Source organism: Listeria sp. MAN/IMW/UF555 (assembly GCF_058684075.1).
The window spans coordinates 189,018-201,284 of the sequence record NZ_JBZWZS010000002.1; the positions used below are offsets into that span (position 1 = coordinate 189,018).

15 protein-coding genes are annotated in these 12,267 nt (G+C 36.8%); 3 read left to right on the plus strand and 12 right to left on the minus strand.

Annotated features, from left to right (window positions below):
- Positions 1–15 precede the first annotated feature (15 nt).
- The 10 genes from AC4PG8_RS08075 to rnz all read right to left on the minus strand — a co-directional run bounded on the left by AC4PG8_RS08075 (position 16) and on the right by rnz (position 8,197).
- Positions 16–759 carry a creatininase family protein gene (locus tag AC4PG8_RS08075; RefSeq protein ID WP_492170240.1) on the minus strand — a complete coding sequence of 248 codons (744 nt, stop codon included), beginning with the start codon at positions 757–759 and terminating at the stop codon, positions 16–18.
- A 12-nt stretch (positions 760–771) separates the two neighbouring features.
- Positions 772–1,380 (minus strand): bifunctional 4-hydroxy-2-oxoglutarate aldolase/2-dehydro-3-deoxy-phosphogluconate aldolase, encoded by a 609-nt coding sequence (locus AC4PG8_RS08080; RefSeq protein ID WP_492170241.1) that lies wholly within the window; start codon positions 1,378–1,380, stop codon positions 772–774.
- A gap of 18 nt (positions 1,381–1,398) precedes the next feature.
- Entirely contained in the window at positions 1,399–2,316 is a 918-nt protein-coding gene (locus AC4PG8_RS08085) for a phosphotriesterase family protein (protein ID WP_185540727.1), read from the minus strand.
- 22 nt (positions 2,317–2,338) lie between these two features.
- Positions 2,339–3,607, minus strand: coding sequence for a PTS ascorbate transporter subunit IIC (gene ulaA, locus AC4PG8_RS08090; protein WP_045553870.1), 1,269 nt, complete (start codon positions 3,605–3,607; stop codon positions 2,339–2,341).
- Positions 3,608–3,622: 15 nt separating this feature from the next.
- Positions 3,623–3,904: a PTS sugar transporter subunit IIB gene (locus AC4PG8_RS08095; RefSeq protein ID WP_045553871.1), complete on the minus strand. Its 282-nt coding sequence runs from the start codon at positions 3,902–3,904 to the stop codon at positions 3,623–3,625.
- On the minus strand, positions 3,904–4,347 hold the full coding sequence (locus AC4PG8_RS08100) for a PTS sugar transporter subunit IIA (RefSeq protein WP_492170242.1): 444 nt from the start codon (positions 4,345–4,347) through the stop codon (positions 3,904–3,906). The genes AC4PG8_RS08095 and AC4PG8_RS08100 overlap by 1 nt, the downstream gene beginning before the upstream one ends.
- A 17-nt stretch (positions 4,348–4,364) precedes the next feature.
- The gene (locus tag AC4PG8_RS08105; protein WP_003767639.1) at positions 4,365–5,114 is read right to left on the minus strand and encodes a GntR family transcriptional regulator; all 750 of its coding nucleotides are present in this window, start codon (positions 5,112–5,114) and stop codon (positions 4,365–4,367) included.
- A gap of 186 nt (positions 5,115–5,300) precedes the next feature.
- On the minus strand, positions 5,301–6,371 hold the full coding sequence (gene dinB / locus AC4PG8_RS08110) for a DNA polymerase IV (RefSeq protein WP_045552903.1): 1,071 nt from the start codon (positions 6,369–6,371) through the stop codon (positions 5,301–5,303).
- 109 nt (positions 6,372–6,480) lie between these two features.
- Complete coding sequence (locus AC4PG8_RS08115; RefSeq protein WP_003769499.1) at positions 6,481–7,272, minus strand: SDR family NAD(P)-dependent oxidoreductase; 792 nt, start codon at positions 7,270–7,272, stop codon at positions 6,481–6,483.
- A gap of 4 nt (positions 7,273–7,276) precedes the next feature.
- Positions 7,277–8,197 carry a ribonuclease Z gene (gene rnz, locus AC4PG8_RS08120; RefSeq protein WP_185484469.1) on the minus strand — a complete coding sequence of 307 codons (921 nt, stop codon included), beginning with the start codon at positions 8,195–8,197 and terminating at the stop codon, positions 7,277–7,279.
- A 300-nt stretch (positions 8,198–8,497) separates the two neighbouring features.
- Between rnz and zwf the strand changes: the two genes are divergently transcribed.
- From zwf to AC4PG8_RS08135, 3 genes are all read left to right on the plus strand, one after another.
- The gene (zwf, locus tag AC4PG8_RS08125; protein WP_003728790.1) at positions 8,498–9,973 is read left to right on the plus strand and encodes a glucose-6-phosphate dehydrogenase; all 1,476 of its coding nucleotides are present in this window, start codon (positions 8,498–8,500) and stop codon (positions 9,971–9,973) included.
- 118 nt (positions 9,974–10,091) lie between these two features.
- On the plus strand, positions 10,092–10,523 hold the full coding sequence (locus tag AC4PG8_RS08130) for a YueI family protein (RefSeq protein ID WP_003767647.1): 432 nt from the start codon (positions 10,092–10,094) through the stop codon (positions 10,521–10,523).
- A gap of 33 nt (positions 10,524–10,556) precedes the next feature.
- Positions 10,557–10,694 carry a hypothetical protein gene (locus tag AC4PG8_RS08135; protein ID WP_003763184.1) on the plus strand — a complete coding sequence of 46 codons (138 nt, stop codon included), beginning with the start codon at positions 10,557–10,559 and terminating at the stop codon, positions 10,692–10,694.
- Here AC4PG8_RS08135 and AC4PG8_RS08140 read toward each other — a convergent pair.
- Both AC4PG8_RS08140 and AC4PG8_RS08145 read right to left on the minus strand, forming a co-directional pair.
- Positions 10,677–11,162, minus strand: coding sequence for a DUF6884 domain-containing protein (locus AC4PG8_RS08140; RefSeq protein ID WP_003763185.1), 486 nt, complete (start codon positions 11,160–11,162; stop codon positions 10,677–10,679). The two genes, AC4PG8_RS08135 and AC4PG8_RS08140, sit on opposite strands and share 18 nt — an antisense overlap.
- Positions 11,135–11,662: a GNAT family N-acetyltransferase gene (locus AC4PG8_RS08145; RefSeq protein ID WP_185505171.1), complete on the minus strand. Its 528-nt coding sequence runs from the start codon at positions 11,660–11,662 to the stop codon at positions 11,135–11,137. Before AC4PG8_RS08145 ends, AC4PG8_RS08140 begins: the two co-directional genes overlap by 28 nt.
- Between the last annotated feature and the right edge of the window lie 605 nt (positions 11,663–12,267).

Genomic DNA, 12,267 nt, shown 5'->3' on the forward strand with positions numbered 1-12,267 from the left:
TTTTTTAATACCTTTTTATTTAGTTAAATAACTATAACCTTCTAAAAGAAGTGCAGCCATCTTCTCTGCAAATAGTTGTATCATCTGTTCCCCTTTCTCCTCTGTGGCAAGGCTAGCATCCCCATATACACCACTTTTGCTTAAATCACCTAGCGAAATAGTTGATTTTCCGTAAAGGGTTGGTTTTTCAGGATATTCTCTAACCGCTTTTTTCATCTGCACTAATTCTTTTTTAGTCGCAAGCATTAAAGAGGTTTCAAATTCACAGGCATGAATCATTCCGTGCCATGTGCCAGACTCACAATTCTTTTCCATTACTTCAGAAAGAGACGGATAGAATAAATACATAACAGGCATTTCTAACTCATCTGCTAATTCTCTAACAGCATATTTCATCGAGTTATTGTTAGAATCATGTCCATTTATTAAGACAAGCATTTTGACACCATAGCGAGAAACACTGTGTGCAACATCCTTAATAATTGCTTCGACATGATGTTGTTGAATAGAAATCGTTCCTGGAATATCACGCCATACCCAAGAATAGCCAAAGGGCATTGGCGGAATCACTATTGCTCTTGTTTTTTCCGATACCAATTCAGCTAACTGCTCTGCTAAAAATATATCGACCCCAAGTGGTAAATGATGTCCATGTTGCTCTGTTGCTCCGAGTGGTAAAATTGCGACTGGAAAATCAGTTATCGCTTTTTCCACTTCATCTCGTGTCATATTTATTATTTTGTTGGCTGATTGCACCATTTTACATCCATCCTATCTTTGAAAAGCTTTTGCATTTTCTCTTATTTGATTGAGCATAGCCTTTGTGGCACCACGTGGAACAAGCTCACTTCCAATAGCGTAAGAATCACACCCGGCCGCTTTAAATTCTGCGATATTTCCTGAATCTACCCCACCAACTGCCATTAGATGAATATTAGGGAATGGACCTCTTAAATTTTTAATGTAAGTCGGTCCAAGTGTTCCAGCCGGAAAAACTTTAAAAATTTCTACACCTAATTGTATTCCTTCCATAATTTCGCCTGGAGAAAATACTCCTGGAAAAATAGCTATGTCTTGTTTTATGCATTCTTCTACAATACTTTTTTCAAAACCTGGAGTAATAATAAACGTTGCTCCTGCTTGTTTCACCTTTTGAATTTGCTTTTTTTCTACTACTGTACCAGCTCCAATTGTCAATTGCTTAGCTGAAAAATGCTGACTTAAGGCTTCTAAACAAGCTAATCCTTTTGTTTCATTACTCAACGAGACTTCTAGCGTTGTAATCCCTTCTTCTAAAAGTAATTCTGCAATCGGAATAACATCTTCTTTTGCTACATCCCGAATAATTGCCATCATTTGGTCTTTCTCCATGGTTAACAAATCACACGCACTCCTTTATTAAAATTTGGCTAGCCAGTTTGCTGGATTATCATAAAATATAGCTTGTATTTGTTGCTCCGTTACGCCTTCTTCTAAAAGCCTTGGAATAAATTTTGTTTTTATAAAACGGAATCCTGGACCACCACCATATGCGTGCAGATAACTTTTTCTTCCCATATCTCCTGAGATGAGTAATTTATCCCCAAAACCATTTTCAAGCATATTTTTCACTAGTTCAACTCGTGTGCTATCTGGATAGTATTTTACTTTTCCACAGCCATCAAACTGAACATACGCTCCTTTTTCAGCTAATTTCAGATGATAGTATGGATCTGCATTACGGTCGCTATGTCCAACAGCTACAAGTTCCATATCCACGCCTTCTTCTTCTAATATAGCAAGCATTTCTTGTCCCATAGTGCCTGCTTCTGTATGCAACCAAATTGGTGCACCTGTTTCTTTTTGAGCCCATGCAACAGCTCGTGTTACTTTATCCTCTAATGGATGAATGAGGTTGTACCATGAACCTGACTTCAAAATGCCTGCGCGAGCATCGGACCCATCCATTCCATTTTCAATATCATAAATTAATCGATCTGTAATTTGTTCGATGCTTTCCTCCTGCACCCACTCCGGGAAATAAATATGTTTATTAAATCCTGTAACCCCAAGAACATGCACACCAGATTCTTCAGACATAGCTTTTAGTTTATTTCCATCACGACCATAATCCAGCGTCGAAGCATCTACGAGTGTTTGACCTCCAATAGATTGAAATGTTTTTAATTCTTCTAAGGAGGACTCATAATCGGTTAATTCAAAATCACGATCTTTCTGAACTGGTGGAGGACAACACCACAAATGTTCATGAGAGTATGTGAAACCAAGGCTTTCTTTCGAAATGTCACCAAGAACCGTTCTAATTTTCTTTTCCATTTAAAACCATCTCCTATATTTTTTAAAGTGCTATCCCAAATAGTGTTCCAATTAATCGAATAATGACGATAACAATAATTGCATCCGTCGAAGCGAACCATAAGCCTTGAATACCATAGCCATCTAATCCTAAAATTGGATAAGCAATTGCTACAATCATTTGAAAAATAAATCCTAATAATAAACCAGCAATAATGGCTCCTCGTCTACCACCCATTGCATTTCCGAATACACCAGCTGCTCCGCCCATAAAAAACAATCCAATAACAGATGGGAGCACGACAACTGGAAGCATGGTAGAAACTAGTGTCGCTCCAAGCCCTCCGACTACTGCACATAAAAAACCAATGGTCGTTGCAGTAGGTGCGAATGAATAGAAAATGGGAACATCAAGAGCTGGAATTGCGCCGGGAACAATTTTTTCGCTAATACCCTTAAAAGCAGGAACTAATTCACCTAAAAACATCCGTACTCCTTGAAGTAGTATTAATATTCCGACAACAAAAGTGAATGCTTGCAATATTGCGAATAGTACATTACTTTGTGTGCCAGCTAGTTCTTTCATCACCGGTTCATCCACAAAGAAAGATGTAAAGATATAAATCACTGCCATGACAATCCCCATTAAAACAGACATTTCTTTCAAAAAATCTAGTTTTTTAGGAACTTTTAAGTCCTCTGTAGAATTAGCTTTATTTCCTAATTTCCCTCCAAGCCAACCGGTTGCCCAGACAAGGGAGCTGCCCCAAAAGCCAAAACCGACTTGATCATTTCCTGTCACTTTACGTACAAAAGGTTGTGCGAGAGCTGGAAAAACAATACTCGAAATACCTTGTGCGATAGAACCAAACAAAATAATTTGCCAGCTACTAAAGCCCATTTGATCAAATACAATGGCCATTGTTGCTGCGAAGGAAAACATCATATGCCCAGTTAAGAAGATATATTTCCATCTGGTCGTTCTAGCAAGAATAACATTAATAATAAAACCAAACACAAGAATTAAAGACGTTTCCGTTCCTAAAATTTGCTGAACAGCAGCTGCAATAGCATTATCTTCTGCAACTACCCCTTTAAGTTGAAAAGCATTTTCAAACATTGTGCTAAATGGAATTAGACTTCCAACAATAATCGCGGACCCTTGCTGTAACATAATAAAACCAAAAATCGTTTTTAATGTTCCTTTTACAATATCAGAACCGGTTTTCCTTAAGGCAATTAACCCAATAGCTGCTATAATTCCTAAAATAAAAGCGGGCGTAGAAAAAATTTCTGTGATGAAAGTAAGCATCTCCATCCTCCTTTTTTATGAAACAAAGTATTGTTTGATAGCTGGCAGAACTTTTTCTTCTATTTCTTTCTTATCGAGAATATTAATGATTGGGACAACTTTGACTTCTTCCTCTGCTAATTCTTTGGCTATTTCACTGGAAGCAACAATAATGTCGCACTTTCTTCCCTTCGCACTACTTAAATCCGTTGCTTCCCCTCCAACGGTAAAGCCATGTTTTTTTGCCATATCTTGAATTTCCATGAGTAACATCAAGCTAGTTCCAAATCCCATTCCGCAAACCGTTAAAATTTCCACTACTTTTCCTCCTTATTTATGGTACATAAGATTTTCGCTTTATCGGTACTTGTTTTTAATATTTTCAGCTTATCTTCATCGGTTAATAATACACTAAGGGCTTGGAGCATTTTGATGTGAAAATTTGTATCTACACCACCAATTGCGATAACAAGAGTCACATCGTCATTGGCTGGATGCCCAAATTTGATTGGTTTTTTCAAACGAACAATTGACATACATTGTTTTCTTACTCCGTGTTCGGGCCGTGCATGCGGAATTGCAATATGTGGTGCTAAGACTATATAGGGTCCTAATTTTTCATAACTAGCAACCATCGCATCTACATAACTAGATAAAGCGCTTTCAGTTTTCACCAAGAGGTTTCCAGCAGCTCTGATAGCATCTACCGGACTTTCTACCTCCACATCCAATTCAATTTGTTCTAAAGTAATTGGTAACAATACGTCTCCCTCCTTTTCTATATGATATGTTTTTTAGTTCTACCTTCTAATTCAGCCAAATATTGGTACCTATCTCCGCGAGCTACCATATCTACCACTTCCACTGGGGTATTGCCTTTCATATAGGAAGTACGTCGAACATGAAGCACCGCAGAGTCTTCTGGAACTGCGAGCAAGGCAGATTCAATGGGCGTAGATAATCTTGCTGTAATAATTTCATCTGCATGTACTAAACTAATATGATAAATTTCTTCCAAATCATGGTAAAGGGAATCTGATTTCAAACCATTTTCTAGTAAACCAGGAACATATTTGGCTCGTAAATAATTAATCATAATTGCAACAGGTTCACCATCAATTTCTCTCACGCGTCTAATACAAGTTACTTCTTCATTCTTGCCTAATTGAAGCGCTGTACGGATTTTTTTTGATGGGATTGCTGCAGAAATTTCTACACTGATAGTCTTAGATTCCTTATGTTGTAGTTTCATTTCCTCTGACCAACTAAAAATCCGTCCAAGTCCTTGTGTAGTCTTTGTTTGACTCACAAATGTTCCTTTGCCTTGCTGTTTACTTACAATCCCCTCATTTACCAGCTCTTCTATCGCTTTTCGAACTGTCATCCTGCTAACATGATACATCTTTTCAATTTCTGTTTCTGTCAAAAGTAAATCTCCAACAGACATATCTTGTTCAATTTTCTCTTGTAGTTGATTTTTCAGTTGCATATAAAGTGGTGTAGAAGATGATTTATTTAATTTTTTCATATTAGTTTCATTCCTCCCGAAAAGTTATCTTTTGATTCATTATAACATTTGCAATAATATAATCAAGAAACATTATAACCTTTCGTCGTTTTCAGTGTATAACATCATGATGAATTAGTCAAGATTTTTTTAAAGGTTATAATCTATATGCATAAAAAAAGAAAAGGTTGGATGTCCTTTTCTTTTTTAAAGTCCTTCTAAACGTAAATTTTCAAAGTAAACAGGTTTTAAATTGGTTACGGTAAGTCCAATCAAACGAATACTATCCTGACCAGTATAGCTTTCTCTTAAAAGAAGGGCTGCCGCTTGATAAATTTGGTTTGCATCATTGGTATATTCGTTTAAAGTAAGGCGCTTAGTAATGGTTGTAAAGTCACTGTAGCGTAGTTTTAGTACTACCGTCTTGCCATGTTTTTGTAATTTGATAAGCCGTTCTTCTACTTTTTTGGCAAATTGCATGAGGCTTTGTTCGAGAATTCGACTATCTAAGACATTAAATTCAAAAGTGGTTTCTTTGCCGACAGATTTGCGATCACGATGCGGATTCACAATGTTGTTCGAACGACCTCGAACATGTCGATATAAATGATAGCCATGTTTGTGTAATTCGCGAATAAGGTCCCACTCGCTCCACTTCTTCAAATCCGCTCCCGTTTCAATTCCTAAACGGTGCAATTTTTCAGCGGTTACTTTTCCTACCCCATAAAATTTAGTGACTGGTATTTGTTCTAAAAAGGCTTCTGCTTCTTCGGGTGTAACTACCGTAATGCCAGCAGGTTTCTTAAAATCAGAAGCGATTTTTGCGATAAATTTATTAAATGATACGCCGGCAGAAGCAGTTAGACCAAGCTCGCGGTAAATCGTCTGCTGGATTTCACGTGCAACCATTGTGGCGGATTTCATTCCTTTTTTATTTTCAGTTACATCCAAATAAGCTTCATCTAAAGAGAGTGGTTCGATAATATCCGTATATCTGGAAAAGATTTCGCGGATTTGATTAGAAACCTCTACATAATGAGCCATATTGCCGTGAATAAAAATACCGTTCGGGCAAAGTTTAGCGGCTTGTCTGGTGGGCATAGCTGAATGCACACCGAATTTGCGCGCTTCATAAGAACAAGTCGCAACAACTCCACGTTTATTAGGATCCCCACCAATAATAAGCGGCTTTCCTCGGAACTCAGGATGGTCGCGTTGTTCTACAGATGCATAAAAAGCGTCCATATCAATATGAATAATTTTTCTACTCGTATCCATAACTGCATCTCCCTTAAAACGAACAAGCGTTCTTATTCAATTATAAAGGTTAAACTCATTAATTACAAGAAAAAAAATACCCTATTTTCATAAGGTATTTTCTTCTGATTTATTTCTTTAAAAATGCCCCTTTACCGAAGAATTCGATAACTTGTGGCATTACTTGATAAAGTCGTGTCGCAATATTCATTACAAAAGGTAAATTGATTTCGCGGCGCTTAGTTCCCATAATTTGCACTGTTTTACGTGCAACCTTTTCTGGCTGTAACACTAATTTGCCAACTGTTTCTAAATAGTTTCCTGATTTATCCGCTACATCGAAAAAGTTTGTGGCAATTGGGCCAGGATTGATTGTTGTAACATGGATTTTGTCTGGCATTAGTTCTAAACGAAGTGCATTAGAAAAACCTAAAACCGCATATTTCGTTGCTGAGTAAACAGTTGATTTTGGTGTAGCTATTTTAGCAGCTTGGGAAGCAATATTAATAATATGTCCTGCTTTGCGTGCTTGCATTTGCGGTAAAATCAGTTGTGTGAGTTGAATTAAGCCCAGTACATTCGTATCAAACATTTTTTCAATTGTCTCAAATGGAATATCTACCGCGTTTTCAAATAAACCAAAACCTGCACAGTTGACTAATACGTCGATTTGATACGAAGCATTTATCTCTGCGCTGACTTGTTTCACTTGCTCGAAATCCGTCATATCTAAAGTAAAATAAGTCGCTTCTACTGAAAAATTATCATGTATATCTTTTTGTAACTCTAGTAATTTTTCCGTACTTCTGGCTGTTATAATAACATTGCCACCGGACGCAGCAACTTGTCTTGCAATTTCAGCGCCAAGACCGTTAGAAGCCCCGGTAATTAATACCGTTTTATTCTTCAAAAAAGGGTTCATTTTGTCACTCTCCTACTTGAAAAACAGCTAAGTCATAAGCTATTTCAGTATTTTCAAAAACAGTTTTTGCTTCTATTAATAACTCTTTACTTGCATCTCGATCATATCTTGAGCTGATATGGGTTAAAATTAATTTTTTGACATTGGCAGCTTTAGCAAGGGTTGCCGCTTGAAGCGTTGTCGAATGCATATATTCTCCTGCCATTTTTGCTTTATCACCTTCAAATGTTGCTTCATGAACCAAAATATCGGCGTTCATTGCCAATTCTAGTTCGCTAATAGTTTCTTTTGTATCACCAAAAATACTAATAATCTTCCCTTTTTGTGGCTCACCGATATAATTTTTACCATCGATTACGCGCCCATCAGCTAATGTTACGATTTCGCCGTTTTTTAGCTTTTGAAAAACTGGTCCCGCTTCGACGCCGTCCGCCTTTAGTTTTTCAGCATTAAGTGCGCCCTGTTTATCTTTTTCAACAATGCGGTAACCAAAACTGCGTACGCCGTGGTCAAGATCGTCAGCTGTAACTAGAAACATCTCATCTTCAAAAATCACACCTGGCTCTATTTCTTCAAAATTGATTTTATATGTAAGCCTTGTTCCACTGAGTCTTAAGGAAGTTTCGACATATTCAGCTATTCCAGCTGGGCCATAAATAGTCAAATCGGAGTCTCCCCCTTGAAAAGAACGGCTACTTAATAAGCCTGGCAGTCCAAAAATATGGTCTCCGTGCATGTGAGTAATAAATATTTTTTCTAGCTTGCTAAGTTTGATATGGCTTCGCAAAACTTGATGTTGGGTTGCTTCCCCGCAATCAAAAAGCCAAATTGCGTTTCGTTCATTTAACATTGAAAGTGCGATGGATGTGACATTACGGCCTCGCGACGGTACGCCTGCTCCAGTTCCTAAAAAAACAAGTTCCATTTTGTTCCATTCCCTTCCCAGTTCGTGTCTTATTTTATCACATTCTTAATCGAACAGGAAATAAACATTTTCATGCTAAAAACCCTTATAATTCAGAAATAACTGTCAAATTAAAAAAATATTCGAACCAAACAGTTGCACAAATGCTTCTTTATGGATAAAATAGTATGGACTAATGAGGAAAATTAATAGCTCATTTAATAAGGCCTTTTTTTGTGGGGTTCTTTTCAAACTAAGAAATCTTTTTCTTAGCAGTTAATTTTTTGCCATTAAGAGAATAAGAAAGAGGGTAAATGACGTATGACAGATGAGTTAGAACAAAAAGCACTGATTACTATTTTTGGCGGTACGGGAGATTTGGCAAATCGCAAACTTTACCCTTCGCTATATCATTTGTACAGTAAGGGATCTCTTGGCGACAATTTTGCTGTAATTGGAACGGCTCGTCGTGAATGGAGTAACGATTTCTTCCGTGATAAAGTAAAAGAGTCTATCAAAGACATTGACGGTTCCGAAAAAGACGCGGATGCATTTGCTTCTCATTTCTACTATCAATCCCATGATGTAACAAATAAAGAATCTTATGTAACTTTAAAAGATTTGTCTGATGAATTAGACGCTAAATATGAATTAGGTGGTAATCGCCTTTTCTATCTTGCAATGGCACCGAACTTCTTTGGAACGATTGCTAGCCGCATTAAATCTGAAGGTTTTGTAGACACAGACGGTTTCCATCGTTTAATTATCGAAAAACCATTTGGTCATGATTTAGCTAGTGCGGAAGAATTAAATAATTCGCTTCGTCAAGCTTTCAAGGAAGATGAAATTTATCGTATTGACCATTATTTAGGAAAAGAAATGATCCAAAATATCTCGGTTATTCGTTTTGCAAATTCTATCATTGAATCGCTTTGGAATAATCGTTACATCGATAATATTCAAGTTACTTTGACAGAGGTACTTGGAGTCGAAGATCGTGGACGCTATTACGATGAAAGTGGCGCACTTCGAGACATGGTTCAAAATCATATCTTACAAATCGTTTCTTTACTTGCAATGGAGCCACCGATTAACTTATCTACTCGCGAGATTCGTCATGAAAAAGTTCGCGCGCTTCGTTCTTTACGCGTTTTTGAAGGAAAAGAAGTGCATCAAAGCTTTATCCGTGGTCAATATGGTCCCGGTGAAGTCGATGGTAAAGAGTTAAAAGGTTATCGTCAAGAAGATAATGTGGATCCTCATTCCAATACAGAAACATTTGTTGCAGCCAAGCTTGAAATCGATAATTTCCGCTGGGCAGGCGTACCATTTTACATTCGTACTGGTAAACGTCTTGCGAAGAAAACAACGCAAATTGCGATTCAGTTTAAAGATGTCCCACTGAATTTATTTGGTCAACAACAATCGCTTGGTGGTAATGTGCTTGTTATTCATATCCAACCAGACGAAGGTATTACACTTCATTTGAACGTAAAAGAACCTGGTCAAGGTATGGTTACGATGCCAGTTAACTTAAATTATATTCATTCCTCTCCAGATGGCATGAATACGCCAGAAGCATACGAAAAACTAATTCTAGATTGTCTTCGCGGTGATGCGACTTACTTCTCTCACTGGGATGAAGTATCGCTATCATGGAACTTTATCGACCATGTAGCAGACGTTTGGACAAATACGAAAGATCATTTTCCGAACTACAAATCCGGTTCGATGGGGCCAAAAGAAGCAGATGACCTCATTCAACGCGACGGATTCCAGTGGTTCCCAATCGATTAATCAAAAAACCAGAAATATGGCTATTTTAGCCTGTTTCTGGTTTTCTTTGTTTACTTGCAAAAACCCCTATGCATGTTAGAATAGAGAGGAAAACTAACTAGTTAAAGGAGCTCATATAATGGCTGAAAATATTGATGACTACCTAGAAAAAGGCATGTATGGGGCAAAAGAAATTAATCCCGCTGAGAAGAAGAAATACTTAGGAACTTACCGCGAACGAGTATTAGTTGCGCTCACAAAAGAAGAAGTTTTAACCCAAGAATATCTTCCAGAACTAGAAAAAGCAATACTAGAAAACAGTGACTCGAAGCTTTTGTTAAATGGATTACTGCACTATAATTCTCTGCGCCCTTACATTAAGCTAGCGGAAAAATGTAAACATGAATTTTCTATCGTCAGTCGTTTAGAAGGTGAAACAGATATTTATCTCGTCCTTGCCTGTCAAAAAGCGGTCAATAAAGAAGATATTCATTTGTATAAGGAAGAACAAGAAAACGCCGAAGAAGAACCTACCTCGTTACTCGAGAAGGTTCGTAAACTATTTAATTAAGTTTTTCCGTGTAAACATATAGGAGGTCGATCTATGCTACACCTTATTACTGTATCACTCGCTATTTTAATGGCACTACAAACCATATATTTCTTCATTCGGAAAAACGTCAATATGGGAGTTATGTTTTTACTAATAACTGCCGCCCTTCTTCTACTTAGCACAATTTAGTGGAACATTCGTCGCGACAGCTTGCTTTAACTCCTGTTGCATAATACCAATTCCAGTCGCACCTTCAAGTGGAAAACTGAATGGCTGTTTACCGTCAGTAATACTCATTAGTAACCCTCTGAATTTTTTGCCGCCTAACATCGGGATTGGTTCAGAAGGGTTTATTTGTAGTTGCTTCCACTGTTCTTTCAGTTCATCAAGCTGAATTGTGTCTTCCCCTACCCCTTTCATCGTAAAACGGACATCATAGTTTTTTGCAACAATATCATCTGGTTTTAAAAATCCATATTTTGGGGATAAAATCAAATAATTATCCGCAAACTGTTCCGCATAAGCTTTACTTAAACGATGAAACGTTCCGGTATACACTTCACTTGCCTTAACTGGACCAACATCTGGAAACTTATCCCAAATTTTCGGTTTTCCTGAGGCGATAATAATCAGGTTTGTTTTATTGGATATTCCCACATCATCACTCTTCCTTGTTTCTCTTCAGTATCTTTTTCTTTAATATGTACAAAATGATTATGCTTTAGTACTTGGATAGAAGCTTCGTTTTGCTCATAACATCTAGCAAATATGCGGTTAATGACGGGTTGGTTTTCTAGCCAATCAATCATACTAATGAGCGCTTCTGACATATATCCTTTATTTTGATAATCTGGAACAATACTATAGCCAATTTCGATTTCTCCTGTTTTATCTGGGTTTCCTTGTCCGCCAATTTCACCGATAATTTTATTTTCTGTTTTTAAAACGACTAAACGTGTCCATTTAATCATTTTATCGTCTTTTTTTACATTTTCTAATACATATGGCAAATAAAAAAAGAAATCAATTCCGGGCCAGTCAGGCGACACGTGGTAGCCGCTTGTTTTTTCTAAAGCTTCTGTCCCATTTATCGTTGCTTGAATCATTTCTAATGTGTAGTTTATTAAAATTAATCGATCTGTTTCCAAATTATCCACAGCAAAAACCTGACTTTCCTACTAATTTATTACTTTCAATTTAGCAGAATTTGCTATAAAAACGCAACTAATGTGTGATTTTTTATCCAAAATATTAATTAATTCGAGTAAAACTATAAAAATAAAACTATTCTGACTATATACTTGACCTTTCATTTTTGAATGCGCTTCCATTTAAGTTATAAGTCAAATATAAGACCAGGTACTAATTTAGTATAAAAGAGTAAGTTGCTTGAATTGTGCAAACTGACGGAAAACTTTCAAAATAACAATTGACAATCGCATGGCAACCATATATATTAAATAATAACATAACATTTCTTGATATTAATTTTTTTCAAAAATGTGCGACTAATCGGAAATCTAAAACCATTTAACGAAGGGGATAATGACTTATGAAAACGACCAAATCAGTCATTACAATTTTATTACTCTAAAAGGACTTTGAGCACTGTAGAAATTTACAGTAGTTTGAGTCCTGTTTACGTTAAATGGGATTCTGGCAAAGCATCCCATTGTTTTCATCATTGGGGTGCTTTTTCTTTAGCTAGATTTCGAGGTTTAAGCATAGAAAAGTAACTATCAAGCAAGCAACTACTTATTCA